This window comes from Kitasatospora sp. NPDC056800 (assembly GCF_042789775.1).
GTDB lineage: Bacteria > Actinomycetota > Actinomycetes > Streptomycetales > Streptomycetaceae > Kitasatospora.
In genome coordinates this window covers 14,327-28,026 of record NZ_JBHUAL010000046.1, presented here as the reverse complement: position 1 = coordinate 28,026, position 13,700 = coordinate 14,327, and the positions used below count along the sequence as shown (strand labels likewise).

The following is a 13,700-nucleotide window of genomic DNA, read 5'->3' as shown; positions in this document are numbered from 1 at the left end:
GAGTGGCGGACCGGTTCCTGACGGTCCGCCGGGAGCGCCTCAGCGGATCGCCGTCTCCACGATCGGCGGGTGGCCGTTCCAGGAGGCGAAGACGGAGTTGGCCTCGTCGCCCCGGGTGAAGTCGACCCGCAGCCACTGGCCGTCGGTCCACACCTGCATCTGCCAGCCCGGGTCCGGGGTGGCGGAGACCAGGGTGGCCCGGTCCGGCTTCAGGTCCAGCGCGACCTTGCCGCCCGGGATCGGGTAGCTCTTCACCGTGGACGTCGTGGTGGCGGTGGGGACGGGCCGGCGGGTGGGCGGCGCGGCGGCGGTGGTGGCGGGGGCCGGGCCGTGCGGGGCGGTGGCGGCGGTGGCGGCGTTGGTGGTGCCGGTGGTCGGGGAGGCCGCCGGGGAAGGGGTCGTGGACTGTGCGGCGGAGCGCGGCTGGTCCGCGGTGGCGGGCGCGGAGTGCAGCGTGCCGTCGGCCTTCGGGGAGGGCAGCGGCAGCGCCGTGGGCCGTTCGAACGCGGCGCCGGTCAGCACCGCGTGCACGCCGAGCCAGGACAGCGCCACCGCCGCCCCGGTGGCCGCCGCCCAGGCGCCGAGCTGTACCAGTCCGTTCCGCATCGTCCGCACATCCTGCCGTATTTCCATACGGATGGAGACCGGCACCCCCGGTATTCAGCAGGGCAGTTGCACAATGTCCGGACCCACCCCCGAGGTACAGACCACTGACCGGCGATGGCGTACCGTGCAGGCCCATGGCAACAGTGCTCGTGGTCGAGGACGACCCCTTCGTACGATCCGCCCTCATCCGGCACCTGACCGACACCGGTCACGCGGTCCGCAGTGTGGGCACGGCTCTGGAGGCGCTGCGGGAGGTCGCCCAGGTCGGCTGTGACCTGGTGATCCTCGACCTCGGCCTGCCGGACCTGGACGGCAGCGAGGCGCTCAAGATGATCCGGGGCCTGACCAACGTTCCGGTGATCATCTCCACCGCCCGGGACGACGAGGCCGAGATCATCCGGCTGCTCAACGACGGCGCCGACGACTACCTGGTGAAACCTTTCTCCGGGGAGCACCTCAGCGCCCGGATGACCGCCGTGTTGCGCCGCTTCGGCAGCGGCGCGGCCCCCGTCGCCCAGGTGCTGCGGGTCGGCGGACTGGCCATCGACCTCCAGCGGCGGGAGGCCGCGCTGGACGGACGGCCGCTCGACCTGACCCGCCGTGAGTTCGACCTGCTGGCCTTCCTGGCCGCCCGGCCCGGCGTGGTGGTGCCGCGCAAGGAGATCCTCGCCGAGGTCTGGCAGCAGACCTACGGCGGCGACCAGACCATCGACGTCCACCTCTCCTGGCTGCGCCGCAAGCTCGGCGAGACCGCCTCCAACCCCCGCTACCTGCACACCGTCCGGGGCGTCGGGGTCCGACTGGAGGCCGCCGGAGGACTGCCGGAGCACCGGACATGAGGCGGTTCGGGCGCTCGCTGCGCTGGGCCCTGATCAAGGCCGCGGTGGCCGGGACCACCATGGTCGCGCTGGCCTTCCTGATCCCGCTCGGGCTGATGGTCCAACAGACCGCGCGGGACCGGGCCTTCACCGCCGCCGAACGGCAGGCCGCGGCGCTCGGGCCCGCCCTGGCCATCACCACCGACGAGGACGCGGTCAACCGGGCCCTGGCCAGTACGGACGCCGGCGGGCAGGGGCGGATGGCGGTGCACCTTCCGGCGGCCGGGCAGCCCGCCGGAGCGGGCGGCGCCGAGGCGGCGGCCGTGGGGACGGGCGGGGGTGGCCCGGGTGTGGCGGCCGCCGGGACCGGCGAGCCCGAGGGCCCGATGCTGGGGGAGGGGCGCGCCGCCGCGGCCGACGTGGCCACGGCCGGCGGAAAGGGCCGCTCCTTCACCGTGAAGGTGGCCGGCGGGTACGCCCTGCTCCAGCCGGTCGCGGTGGACACCGGGCGGACCGCGGTGGTCGAGGTGTTCGTGGCCGAGAGCGACCTCACCCGGGGCGTGGCCACCGCCTGGCAGGTGCTCTCCGCCGTGGCGCTCGGCCTGGTCGCCATCTCGGTGCTGGTCGCCGACCGGATGGGCAGCCGCATCGTCGCCTCCGCGCGGAAGCTCGCCGCCGCCGCCCGCTCGCTCGGCGCCGGGAACCTCGCGGTGCGGGTCCCGGTGGAGGGCCGGCTGGTCGCGGGCAGCCCGGAGGAACTGCGCGAGGCCGGCCAGGCGTTCAACACCATGGCCGACCGGGTGGTCCAACTCCTCGCCGCCGAACGGGAACTGGCCGCGGACCTGTCGCACCGGCTGCGCACCCCGCTGACCGTGCTGCGGCTCAACGCCGCCTCGCTCGGCGAGGGCGACGCGGCCGACGCCACCCGGCACGCGGTCGCCCAACTGGAGCGCGAGGTCGACCAGATCATCCGCTCGGCCCGCCGCGCCCCCGAGGACGCGCCCGTCGTCGTGGTCGGCTGCGACGCCGCCGAGGTGATCCGGGAACGGGTCGCCTTCTGGTCGGCGCTGGCCGAGGACGAGGGGCGCCGCTGGCAGCTGGCCGGCGCCGAGCGGGCGGCGCCGGTGCCCGTCCAGCGCGGCGACCTGGCGGCCGCCGTCGACGCGCTGCTCGGCAACGTCTTCCGGCACACCGCCGTCGGCACCGCCTTCTCGGTGGACGTACTGGCCACCGACTGCTCGGTGATCGTGCTGGTCGGCGACGCCGGACCGGGGTACAGCGACCCGGCCGCCGCCCTCAAGCGCGGCGAGGGGCACGGCGGCGAGGGCTCCACCGGCCTCGGCCTGGACATCGTCCGCAAGCTCGCCGAGTCCACCGGCGGGGACCTCGCGCTCGGCCGCTCCGCGGTGCTCGGCGGCGCCGAGACCCGGCTGCGGCTGCGCACCGGGCCGCAGGAGGCGGCGCCCGCGCGGGGCGGACGGCGGCGGAGCCGGGGCGCGCTGTTCCAGAAGTGACGGGGTTTCGGGGTGGCCGGGCGCCAGGTGTGGCGGTACGGCGCCCGTGCGCTCTTCCTTAACGGCGGCCTAAGGGACCTCTACCGCTCGCTCAGCCCGCCCGCCGCGCCCCCGGCCCACCGCTAGCGTCGGTCGCGCCGACCTCCACCCCGGCGCCGACCCCACCCCGGCCGTCACCCCCACGGCGACCGGTGTGCCCGTTCCCCCGGTCGGCGCCGGGGCCGGACACACCCTGTGCGTGGACACCCCGCTCCACCCGCCGTACGACCTGGTCGCAGGGGCCAAGGCCCATGCCGACGCGACGTGCTCCAGCGTCGTCCAGCAGCAGCTGGACTTCACCCGGGCCCTGGGGGCGTACACGGGCTGAGGGTCGCGATCGCGTGATCGCGTGATTCCCGGCCCTGGCCGTCCGTGCCCCGCTCGCGGCGGAGGACGGCTGGTCAGGGCCGGTTCGTCACGCCGGGTAGTCGATCGTGTCCGGTTCCGTCCGGGCGGCATCCGGTATCGTCGCTGGTTGGCCCAGCCGTGGACGGAGTGGACAGTGACAGCGGTGCAAGACGAGCGCAGCCCGGTGCGGACCGCACCCGACCCCTCGCCCGCCCCCCTGTCGGACCGGCTGCGCCGGGCCCTCGGCGCCCCCGTCCGGGCGCTGCGCGAGGCCCCCCGCCGCCCGCTGCTGGCGGCCTCCGCCGTCGCGCTGCTGTCCCTGCTGGTGTACGCGGTGGTCCGCCACTTCGTGCACACCTCGATGGTGGACATGATCGTCTACCGGGCTGAGGGCGCCGCCGTGGCCAACGGCACCGACCTGTACGCGCTGCGCGTCACCGAGTGGAACCTGCCCGCGACCTACCCGCCGTTCGCGGCGATGCTGTTCGTCCCGACCACCTGGTTCCCGGTCCCCTTCCTCCGGGTGGCGATCACTCTCGGCAACATCGGGCTGCTCGCCCTGCTGACCCACCTGTCCTTCAAGCTGGCCGGGTGGCCGCGCCGCGAGCTGCGGCCGATCGGCGTGATCCTGGTGACCGGCCTCGGGGTCTGGCTCGAACCGGTCTTCACCACGCTCCGTTACGGCCAGATCAACCTCGCGCTGGCCTGCCTGATCCTCTGGGACCTCACCCGTCCGGACGGGCGGCGGAGCAAGGGCGTGGCGATCGGCATCGCCGCCGGCATCAAGCTCACCCCCGGCCTGTTCGCGGTCTACCTGCTGGTCACCGGACGGATCCGGGCCGCCTTCGTGGCCGGCCTCACCTTCCTCGGCACCTTCCTGCTCGGCGCCCTGGTCCTGCCCGACGCCACCTGGGGCTTCTGGACCAAGTACCTCTACGACTCCTCCCGGGTCGGCAAGACCTGGATCGTCGACAACCAGTCGATGCGCGGCGCCTTCGCCCGCCTGCTGCACAGCGCCGACCCCGGCACCGTCGCCACCCTCGGCGCCGGCCTGGTCGCGGTGGCCGGCCTCGCCGTCGCCGCCTGGGCCGCGCGCAGCGGCCGCTGGCTGCCCCGGGCCGAGGCCTGGGGCGTCTGCTGCGCGGCCGTCACCGCCGTCCTGATCTCGCCGATCAGCTGGACCCACCACTGGGTCTGGTGCGTGCCGATGCTCGTCCTGCTCGCCGCCGAGGCCTCGGTCGAGCACGCCCGCCCGGCCGGCGTCCGCCGACTGCGCTGGCGGGCCGCCTTCTGGGCCACGCTGGTCGCCTTCCTGTCCTTCGCGATGTGGGCCGCGAAGCCGGTCGGCCTGGCCGTCCTCGACATGTCACCGTGGCGCCAGCTGCCGACCTCCGTCTACCCGTGGGTCGGACTCTGCTTCCTGATCGCCGCCGCCGTCCGGATAAGGGCCCGACGGCGCTCGGCCGGCGCGCCGCTGGTCCGGCTGCCCGGACAGCGGGAGACCGGCGGCCCGGACGCCGCCCGCGGTCGTCAGCAGGCCCCCGCGGCCCGCTGAGCCGGCGGGGGCGCCGCTCCTGCTTCCCTGTTCCCGCGCTCGCGGTTCCTGCCGAGCCCGCTGCCCGTGCTCGTGGTCGTGGTCGTGGTCGTGGCCGTGCTCTCGCAGGTGTCCGTGTTCGTGTCCCTGCTGCTGTCCGTGCCGGTGCACGCTGCGGCGCACGCCTAGGCGAGCAGCTCGGCGAGCGAGCCGTCCATGTCCAGCGCGGCCAGCTCGCTGCCCGGCGGGACCAGCCGGTGCGCCCGCTCCAGCCAGGCCGCGACGATCGGCAGCGGGGCCTCCAGCAGGGCGTCCCCGGCGGGCGAGCTCAGGGCCAGACAGAGCACGCTGCGCCGCCCCGAGCGGGTCGGCCAGATCCGCACGTCGCCCTGGCCGCACGGGCGGAAGGTGCCCTCGACCAGCAGCTCGCGGGCGAACACCCAGGTCACCGGGGAACCGGTGTCCAGGTGGAAGGTGATGTACACCGCGTACGGGTCGTGGCTGCCGTAGGACAGTCGGGCCGGGACGGGGACGCTGTGCTCCGGCGAGAGCACCAGGTTGAGCTCCAGCTCGTGCTCGACGACGCTGACGGGACGCTCCATGATCGTCTTCCTCTCTGCCTTCGGGCGGTGCCCGGTTCCGGGCCCCTGTGACCTTTGAGAGGGCGGTCCGCACCGGCTCTTACACACGTTTCCGGGATTTCTTCGGGAAGTTTGGTGAGGGGTGGTGAACGGCGGGTGGCACGGCGCGCGGGCCATCGTCGTGCGCTGGGTTCCTTACCTTGAGCCACCCTCCACTGTCCGGGGATTCGCGAACTTTCCGTCACGGCTTCGATGAGGTACTACCCTTTGTGACTGCCCGGCGACTGTCCGCCCATCGGTGGCTCCCCCACGCGCGCCGAACGCCGGGCGCGCGCCTGGTCGTGCGCGCGGGGGGACGCGTCTGCGGTGGTCGGGCCCGGTCGGCCCGCACCGTCCTCGTCAGGCCCTGCCAGGAAAGAAGACCCCCATGACGGACCGCCCCTTCGCCGCCGCCGGCGACCCGGCCGTCGCACCCGAGCCCGGCTACTACCCCGACCCCTCCATCCCCGGCTTCATCCGGTACTGGGGCGGCTCGGCCTGGGTGCCCGGCACCAGTCGGCCCGCGCCCGCCGAGGGCGAGGTGCCGGCGCCGCCCCGGTACGCGACCCGCCCTCCCGTCCCGGGCGGGCCGGCGGCGCGGGCGGTGCCGCCGCCGGTGGTGCTGCTGGAGGCGGTGGCGCCGGAGGCGGGGTGTGCGGGGCCGGCGGCTCCGGAACCGGTGGCTCCGGAGCAGGTGGCCCTGGGGGCGGTGCCTTCCGGGGTGGCGCCCCCGGGGTCCGTGGCGGAGGTGCGGGGCGGGCTGCCGGCGGGCGGGGGCGACACCGGGCCGGTGTACTTCGACCAGACCTCGGGCGGGGCGTCCTTCGTGCTCGGGCCGCGGGTGGCGGAGGTGATCGGCGGGCCGGTGTTCCGGACGGTCGACGGGCCGGGGGTGCTGTCGGGGGTTTCGCCGGGGGTGCCGTTCGGGGTGCCGTCCGGGGGGCCGCCGGGTTTCGCCGGTGCCGAGCCGCCCGGGGTCGTGGACGCGTCGGTGGCCTTCGGCGCGGTGCCCGAGGCGGCCCCCGTCCCGGGGCTGGGGCTGGGCCCGGCTCCGGCCCCGGCCGCCGCTCCGGTCGCCGGGGATTTCGAGTCCGGCTGGCAGGCCGATCCGCGGGCGCAGCGGGGCCTGATGGAGACGGGCGACGCGCCGCGTTGGGTCTCCTGGGGGGTGCTTCCGGAGGCGCCCGACGCGGAACAGGGGCGTGCGGAGCCCGAGCGTGCTCCGATTGCCGCGGAACTGGCCGCCGCCGGCTCTCCCGCCGTGGCGGTGGCGGTGCGGGAGGCCCCGGTGCCGGCCGTCCTGGCCTCGGGCCCGGTGCCGGTGGTCGGCGAGGAGATGCTCCGGAGCCCGCTTCGGGCCCCGGCCCCGGTCCCGACCGCGGCCGCCTCGAAGCCCCTGGCCGCGGCGGCGGCGACCGCCTCCGCCCACGCCGCTCCGCTGCCCGCCGTACGGGCGGTCCGGGAGACCGCCGTCCAGCCCCGCCCGTCCGCCGCCACCCCCGTCCCCGCGCCCTCCCGGGCCGCCCGGACCACCCGGATCCCCGGGCCGGCCGGCCTCGGCCGCCGACTGGCGGCGCGGACGGTGGACACCGCCGTGCTGCTGGTGGTCGCGGTCGCCGCCGGGATCCCGCTCGGCAACTCGGTCTCCGACCACCTCCGGCAGAAGGTCGACCAGGCCCGGATGGCCAGCGCCCTCACCCGGCGCCAGGTCCAGGTCTGGCTGGTGGACGACGTGGTGCTGGGCAAGATCGCCGTGCTGATCGGCATCCTGCTGTTCGTCAGCCTGCTCTACGAGGTGCTGCCGGTCGCCCGCACCGGACAGACCTTCGGCAAGCGGATCGTCCGGATCCGCGTGGTGGACGCCGCCGCCCCCGCGGCCCGCACCAGGCTGAGCCTCGGCCGCTCGCTGCTCCGCTGGGCCGTGCGGCAGCTGGGCGCGGTGCTGCTGCTCGGCCTGGTCTGGCCGGTGTTCGACCGTACGGCGCGGCGGGGCTGGCAGGACCGCGTGGCCCGGACCCGGGTGGTGCGCGGCTGAGGGCCGGTAGGGCCCGGTGCAAAACGGACAAAATGTCCCGAACATCAAGAATGTGTGATGTTCTACTCGGGGGCATGAGCACCCACGACCCCTCAGGCCCCCAGCCGGAGGGGGGCGGTACGCCCTCCTTCGACAAGCAGCCCCCGCAGCCGGGCGGCGGCACGCCGGAAGGCGAGCCGTCGGGCCCGAACCCGTCCCACGGCCCGTCCGGTGACTCGTCCGGTGACCGGTCCGGCGGCCCCGGCGCCTACCAGGGCACCTACGGCGGAAGCCCGTACGGCGAACCGACCCCCGGTCAGAACCCGTACGGCCAGAACCCGTACGACCAGCCGCCGCCCGGCCACGGCACCGGCTACGGCCCCGGCGCGTACGGCACCCCCGGCGCCGGCCCCGTCCCCGGCATGCCGCCGATCGGCACCTGGCCCAAGCGGTTCCTCGCCCGGCTGATCGACTACCTCCTGATGCAGGCCGTCGGCGTGATCATCGTGGGCCCCTTCACCGACCTCAGCACGCGCAACGGCTCCACCGAGGCGTTCTGGCTCGGCTGCGCCATCTACCTCGTCTACGAGGCCCTGATGCTCAGCCGGGACGGCCAGACCCTCGGCAAGAAGGCGATGAAGATCCGCGTCGCCATGCTCGTCGACGGGAACAAGCCCACCCAGTCCGCCGCCTGGACCCGCGCCGCCGTCTTCATCCTCCCGGCCGTGCTCTGCTGCGCCGCGCTCTGGTGGATCGTCGACGGCCTCTTCGGCGTCTTCGACAAGCCTTACCGGCAGTGCCTGCACGACAAGGCCGCGAAGACCGTGGTGGTCACCACGGAGGTCTGAGCGGCGCGGCGGGACGCGCCCGCGCCCGGCGGCGGATCAGCGCTGCCGGGCGTACGCGTGCCCGGCAGCGGTCGCGGTGGGGTGCGGCGGGGCGGCCGGGGCCCCGGGGCCCGACGCCACGGTGGCGGACCTGGCCGCGGCGGCGGACATCGAAAGCACCGTCACCACGGTGCCGAGCGCCAGCGCGAACCCCACCAGCACCACGACCGCCAGGACGCCCGAGGCGCCCGAGACGGCCAGCAGTGCCACCGTGGTGGCGACGACGGTGAACGAGCCGAGGCAGGCCTGGGCGACGGAGGGGCGCGGCATGGCGGGGGTCCTTCGCACGTCGGGGGAAACGGGCGGGAGTGGAGCCGGTTCCAGTGGTGCTACCCCGCGGGGAGGACGGGTACGTCCAGGCTAGCCCCCGGAGGCGGGGGCACAGGGGGCGCACGGGCTCACCCCGGGGTCGTCCGGCCCGCTCGGTACGGTGAGACCGGCACCTGCCACGCACTGTCGCAGAGCACGTATCACCGAGCACCACGTACCCGGGGGAACCGACCATGCCCATCCCCGCCGACTGGCCCACCACCGAGGCCGAGGCACTCGCCGAACAGGAGCGGCTGCGCCCGCTCGTCCAGCCCCACGACGACCCGGGCCGGGACCCCGCCGCCCCCGGCACCCTGATCGCCGGCGTGGACGTCGCCTACGACGACGAACACGACCTCGTCGCCGCCGCGGCCGTCCTGCTCGACCGCGACACCCTGGACGTCGTCGAACAGGCCACCGCCGTCGGCCGGATCGCCTTCCCGTACGTCCCCGGACTGCTCGCCTTCCGCGAACTCCCCGCCGTCCTCGACGCGTTGGCCGCCCTCACCCGCACCCCCGACACCGTCGTCTGCGACGGCTACGGCCTCGCCCACCCCCGCCGCCTCGGCCTCGCCAGCCACCTCGGCATCCTCACCGGACTCCGCACCCTCGGCGTCGCCAAGACCCCCTTCACCTTCGACCACCACGAACCCGACGCACCACGCGGCTCCTGGACCCCCCTCACCGACCCCGCCACCGGCGAGGAGGTCGGCCGCGCCGTACGCACCAGGGCCGGCGTCAAACCCGTCTTCGTCTCCGTCGGCCACCGCACCGGCCTCGACACCGCCGTCCGCACCACCCTCGACCTCGCCCGCCACTACCGCCTCCCCGAAACCACCCGGCACGCCGACTCACTCTGCCGCCGCGCCCTCGCCGACGCCCGCCGCACCGGGACGAACGCGAACTGACCATGCCCCCGGCGGGATTCGGGCCCGGTGTGTTAGACATGAGACACCGGGGCCCGGCCCCGGCCGCCAGGGGGACGGACGCACGGGGGAGGCGCCGACATGGGCACAGGAACCACCGGAACCGGATCGACCGGCGGAGCCGGACAGGGCTACCGCGTCGAGGTCGAACAGCTCCGCGCCTTCGCCGGCCAAGTACGGCTGCTGCTCGCCGACTTCCAGAAACACGCCGACGGCACCGACGCCCACGGCCGCAGCGGCATCGGCAAGACCGCCTTCGGGACCTTCGCCGAGGCCGCCGAGATCCACGGCCGCTACGGCACCATGCGGGACGCGCTGCGCGACGTCCTCAACCAGCTCCAGGAAGCCGTGAACGAGGCCCAGCAGAAGGCCGACCTCACCGCCACCAACTACGAGGAGCAGGACCAGCACACCGCCACGAAGCTCAAGCTCGGCGACGACGGCTGGTCCGTCGCCCAGCCCTCCGCGAGCAGCCAGGCCGCGGCCCAGCAGAACCGCACCCCGTCCACCCGCGGCAACGCCACCGTCTGACCGCCGCCCGCCCGCCCCGAACGGAGGCCGACCGCCCGTGGTCTACACCGACTTCACCAAGTACAGCCACGCCCAGCTCCGCACCATGGCACAGGCCCTCGACCCCGGCGCGGTGATGGCCGCCGGCGACCCCTGGCGCAAGGCCGCCGACACCCTCAAGCAGATCCGCCAGACCCTCACCAAGGCCAGCACCGAAGCCGCCACCTCCTGGGAAGGCACCACCAGCGACGCCTTCCACACCCGCATGCTCACCCTGGCCGCCAGCATCAACAACGCCGCCGCCTACGCCAACGACGCGGCCAACACCCTCCACAACACCTCCGAAGCCATGGCCAAGGCCAAGCGCGACATGCCCGAGGAACCCGGCAACTGGGACAAGGTCAAGGACACCGTCGGCGACGCCCTCTTCGGCGACGACGACGAACACATCCCCCTCGCCGACCGCAAGAAGGCTGAAGCGGCCGCCATCATGCAAACCCTCGCCATGCACTACCGCGTCGCCACCCCGGCCCTGAAGCCCCCGCCGGCGTTGGATACGAGGCCGCGGCAGCCGATCCGGGACGACCCCGCAGACGGCGCCCAGGGTGATCCGAGTGGTGCCGCGGCGACGGCGGCCGCGATGATGTCGGGCACCTCGGTGGGAGCGGCGGGAGCATCGACACGGCCGACGACCGTCCCGCCTTCTCAACGTAGTTCCGCCCAGCCGCCGATGACGGCTCGGCCCGTGGCGAGGAGTACGCCTGCTCCGACCGACTCGGGGATCAAGGGCGGTACGGCGCAGACTCCGTCGAAGCCCTCGGTCCCACCGGGTCGTGGTTCCGGTGACGGCATCTCCGGCAGGCCAGTGGCGCCCGCGAGCGGAAGCATGCCGAGTCCGGCGCTGGCCGGGACACAGACCTCCGGAGTGGAGCTCGTGCAGGCCGGGGGCACCGCCACCGGGCCGTTCGGGGGTGCCAACGGTCCGGAGACGCCTCGCACCACCGGCCCGACGACCGTCTCTCCGGCCGCGCCGATCGTCGGCCCGGGGAAGGTCGGCCCCGGAGGCCGGGAGATCGCGGGTGGTGTGGTGCCGGTCGAGGGTTCCGGTCCGCGTGGCGGTCGGGCTCCCGGTGGTTCCGGTGAGGTCAGTCCGGTCATGGGCGCCCGAGGCACTGGAGCTTCTGGTGGCCGGCAGTCCGGGGGTTCTCTGGCGCGACCTGGCGGGGTCGCGGGAGAGACGGCGAAGCCGGGTGGCGCACAGGGCAAGCAGTCGTTCACGGAAGGCGGGTCCGGGCTGGGAGCACGCAATCGCCTCAGGGGTGAGTCGGGCCCCGCTACGACGAACGGCGCGTCTCCCGGTATCCCGCTGGGTGGAGCACAAGGACGCAAGAAGGAGCGGGGGAAGGACGGCAAGCGGCCCGACTACCTCGTTGAGGACGAGGAGACCTGGGCGTCGAAGAAGCCCGCGAATCCGAACGTGGTGGAATGAAAGCCGGTCCGTGAGCGGACAACGGTTCTGATCGCATCCCGCAGGTCGGTGACCTGTGGGATGCCGCGCTGAGTGGGGTGACCAGGTTTGACGAGCCGCCGGTTGGCACGTGGTACGGCGGCCCTTGCCGCTGGGGCACTGATCTGGGGTGTCGGGGCACCGGTGGCATCGGCCGATCAGATCAGGGACCAGCAGTGGGCTCTGAAGGCGCTCGAGGCGGAGACGAAGGTCTGGCCGACGAGCCAAGGCGATGGTGTGGTCGTCGCCGTGATCGACACGGGGGTGAGCCAGGATCAGCCGGACCTCACCGGACAGGTGCTTCCCGGGGGCGACTTCTCCGGTGGCAACACGGACGGTCGAGTGGACAACGACGGCCACGGCACCGGGATGGCGAGCCTGATCGCCGGACACGGACACGGCTCCCAGGACGGGATCATGGGCCTTGCCCCGAAGGCGAAGATCCTCCCGGTGAAGATCAAGTCTGGCGGCGACGGCCCGGACTCCCAGTCCACCTCCGAGCCGCAGCCGACCCCGGATCCTCAGCAGAACGACCTGGCGGACGCGATCCGCTTCGCGGCGGACCACGGTGCGAAGGTCGTCAACATGTCCATCGGAGGATATTCGCGCTTCGACTCGAAGCTGCGGAAGGCGGTCAACTACGCGGTGTCCAAGGACATCGTGCTGGTCTCCAGTTCGGGCAACGGGGCCGGTCTGGGGGTCGAGTATCCGGCCGCCTTCCCCGGCGTGGTGGCGGTGGGAGCCGTGGACTCCAACGGGGTTGTGTGGGAGCGTTCCACGTCCGGCCCCGAGACCACGCTCACTGCACCCGGCGTGGGGATCTACCGTTCCGCTCCGAAGTCCTCGACGGGCTACGAGCGGAGGAACGGTACTTCGGATTCCACTGCCTACGTCTCCGCGACGGCGGCGCTCATCCGCTCCAAGTACCCGAACCTGTCCGCTGGGCAGGTGATCAATCGGATGATCAAGTCGGCCACGAGCCCGGTCGGTGGGCCGGCGGTGCCCAACGGTCAGTACGGCTACGGGCTCGTCGCGCCGGCGAAGGCCCTGGAGGCGAATCCCGCTGTGGACAACGGGCCCCGGGAGAACCCCCTGCTCGGGCGGATGGAGGCGAAGGGCACTCCGCCTCCGGTGGACGAGGAGACCGACGAGCCCGCCGTCGTGCCCATGGTCCCCGAGGGGGACAAGGGGAACGGCGGGAACGGGGTCGGGGTGGTCGTGGGGGTGGCGGCCGGGGGGTTGGTGTTGGTGGTTGCCCTCGTCGGGGTGTTGGTGGTGCGGAGGCGGCGGGGGCTGGGTCAGTGAGTGGCGAGCCATTCGTCGCGTAGGGCGGCCATCTGGAGGATGTCCCAGTAGCGGTCGTCCCAGTGGTGGGCTTGGCGGGAGCGGCCTTCGAGGGTGAAGCCGGACTTGAGGTAGGAGTGGGCGGCGCGTTCGTTGAACTCGAAGACTTCGAGGTGGACGCGGTGGAGGCGGATGGTCTCGAAGGCGTGGCGCAGGACCAGGAGGGTGGTTTCGGTGCCGATGCCGCGGCCGGTGTGGTCCGGGGTGAGGGCGATCCGGTAGCCGGCGGAGGAGTTGTCGGGGTCGACGTCGTTGAGGGCGGCCTCGCCGAGGAAGCGGCCGGTGGCGGGGTCTTCGACGGCGAGGTCGAGGCGGTCGGGCTGTTGGGCGCGGGTGGTGCACCACTGGTGGATCCGGTCGCGGGTGAAGGCGGTGCGGGTGCCGGTGAGCCGTCTGGTGGTCTCGTCGGCGCAGAGTTCCCACATCGGGTCGGTGTGCCGTTCGTCGAGGGGGACGAGTCGGATGGTGGGGCCGTGCAGGGTGGGCTTCACGGCGAGGGCGGCGAGATCGGTGGGAGCGGTCATGGCGGCCAGGATGGATGGTCGGCTTCCGGTTCGTCCACGTGTTTAGTCCTGGCGTGCGGGCGCGCACCGGTTGGGGTGCGCGCGGGGACAGGGGCGTGTGTCGGGCGGACGCGCCGGGTGAATGCGCCGGGGGTGGCAGTATTTCGGCGACCGCTGGCGTCATTGCCGCTGGTGGGGTTCCCCCGGTGGCGGAGATGCTG

General features: G+C 74.0%; 14 protein-coding genes. 10 read left to right on the top strand and 4 right to left on the bottom strand.

Annotated features, from left to right (window positions below):
- Positions 1 to 39: 39 nt before the first annotated feature.
- The gene (locus ACFRQN_RS13395) at positions 40 to 606 is read right to left on the bottom strand and encodes a hypothetical protein (protein WP_380740336.1); all 567 of its coding nucleotides are present in this window, start codon (positions 604 to 606) and stop codon (positions 40 to 42) included.
- Between the two features lie 134 nt (positions 607 to 740).
- Here ACFRQN_RS13395 and ACFRQN_RS13390 point away from each other — a divergent pair, with 134 nt between their 5' ends.
- The 4 genes from ACFRQN_RS13390 (at position 741) to ACFRQN_RS13375 (ending at position 4,880) form a co-directional block, all read left to right on the top strand.
- Entirely contained in the window at positions 741 to 1,445 is a 705-nt protein-coding gene (locus tag ACFRQN_RS13390) for a response regulator transcription factor (RefSeq protein WP_074005033.1), read from the top strand.
- The gene (locus tag ACFRQN_RS13385) at positions 1,442 to 2,938 is read left to right on the top strand and encodes a sensor histidine kinase (RefSeq protein ID WP_380740335.1); all 1,497 of its coding nucleotides are present in this window, start codon (positions 1,442 to 1,444) and stop codon (positions 2,936 to 2,938) included. The genes ACFRQN_RS13390 and ACFRQN_RS13385 overlap by 4 nt, the downstream gene beginning before the upstream one ends.
- A gap of 193 nt (positions 2,939 to 3,131) precedes the next feature.
- A complete protein-coding gene (locus tag ACFRQN_RS13380; RefSeq protein ID WP_380740333.1) occupies positions 3,132 to 3,305 on the top strand; it encodes a hypothetical protein in 174 nt (57 codons plus the stop codon).
- Positions 3,306 to 3,479: 174 nt separating this feature from the next.
- Complete coding sequence (locus tag ACFRQN_RS13375; RefSeq protein WP_117488016.1) at positions 3,480 to 4,880, top strand: glycosyltransferase 87 family protein; 1,401 nt, start codon at positions 3,480 to 3,482, stop codon at positions 4,878 to 4,880.
- A 164-nt stretch (positions 4,881 to 5,044) separates the two neighbouring features.
- On the opposite strand, the gene ACFRQN_RS13370 is transcribed toward ACFRQN_RS13375, so the two are convergent.
- A complete protein-coding gene (locus ACFRQN_RS13370) occupies positions 5,045 to 5,461 on the bottom strand; it encodes an SsgA family sporulation/cell division regulator (protein WP_049658875.1) in 417 nt (138 codons plus the stop codon).
- Between the two features lie 406 nt (positions 5,462 to 5,867).
- Here ACFRQN_RS13370 and ACFRQN_RS13365 point away from each other — a divergent pair, with 406 nt between their 5' ends.
- Together ACFRQN_RS13365 and ACFRQN_RS13360 are read left to right on the top strand one after the other, a co-directional pair.
- Positions 5,868 to 7,514, top strand: a complete 1,647-nt coding sequence (locus ACFRQN_RS13365; RefSeq protein ID WP_380740331.1) for an RDD family protein — start codon at positions 5,868 to 5,870, stop codon at positions 7,512 to 7,514.
- A 74-nt stretch (positions 7,515 to 7,588) separates the two neighbouring features.
- Positions 7,589 to 8,341, top strand: coding sequence for an RDD family protein (locus tag ACFRQN_RS13360; protein ID WP_380740329.1), 753 nt, complete (start codon positions 7,589 to 7,591; stop codon positions 8,339 to 8,341).
- A 36-nt stretch (positions 8,342 to 8,377) separates the two neighbouring features.
- Here ACFRQN_RS13360 and ACFRQN_RS13355 read toward each other — a convergent pair whose 3' ends face one another.
- Positions 8,378 to 8,650, bottom strand: a complete 273-nt coding sequence (locus tag ACFRQN_RS13355; protein ID WP_380740328.1) for a hypothetical protein — start codon at positions 8,648 to 8,650, stop codon at positions 8,378 to 8,380.
- A 233-nt stretch (positions 8,651 to 8,883) separates the two neighbouring features.
- Between ACFRQN_RS13355 and ACFRQN_RS13350 the strand changes: the two genes are divergently transcribed.
- The 4 genes from ACFRQN_RS13350 (at position 8,884) to mycP (ending at position 12,937) form a co-directional block, all read left to right on the top strand.
- Positions 8,884 to 9,597 (top strand): endonuclease V, encoded by a 714-nt coding sequence (locus ACFRQN_RS13350; RefSeq protein ID WP_049657751.1) that lies wholly within the window; start codon positions 8,884 to 8,886, stop codon positions 9,595 to 9,597.
- Positions 9,598 to 9,696: 99 nt separating this feature from the next.
- Positions 9,697 to 10,146: a hypothetical protein gene (locus ACFRQN_RS13345; RefSeq protein WP_049657753.1), complete on the top strand. Its 450-nt coding sequence runs from the start codon at positions 9,697 to 9,699 to the stop codon at positions 10,144 to 10,146.
- 37 nt (positions 10,147 to 10,183) lie between these two features.
- Entirely contained in the window at positions 10,184 to 11,614 is a 1,431-nt protein-coding gene (locus ACFRQN_RS13340) for a hypothetical protein (RefSeq protein WP_380740326.1), read from the top strand.
- Positions 11,615 to 11,776: 162 nt separating this feature from the next.
- Positions 11,777 to 12,937, top strand: a complete 1,161-nt coding sequence (gene mycP, locus ACFRQN_RS13335) for a type VII secretion-associated serine protease mycosin (RefSeq protein WP_380740324.1) — start codon at positions 11,777 to 11,779, stop codon at positions 12,935 to 12,937.
- Here the strand turns inward: mycP and ACFRQN_RS13330 are convergent.
- Positions 12,931 to 13,500 carry a GNAT family N-acetyltransferase gene (locus tag ACFRQN_RS13330; RefSeq protein WP_380740322.1) on the bottom strand — a complete coding sequence of 190 codons (570 nt, stop codon included), beginning with the start codon at positions 13,498 to 13,500 and terminating at the stop codon, positions 12,931 to 12,933. The two genes, mycP and ACFRQN_RS13330, sit on opposite strands and share 7 nt — an antisense overlap.
- Positions 13,501 to 13,700 lie beyond the last annotated feature (200 nt).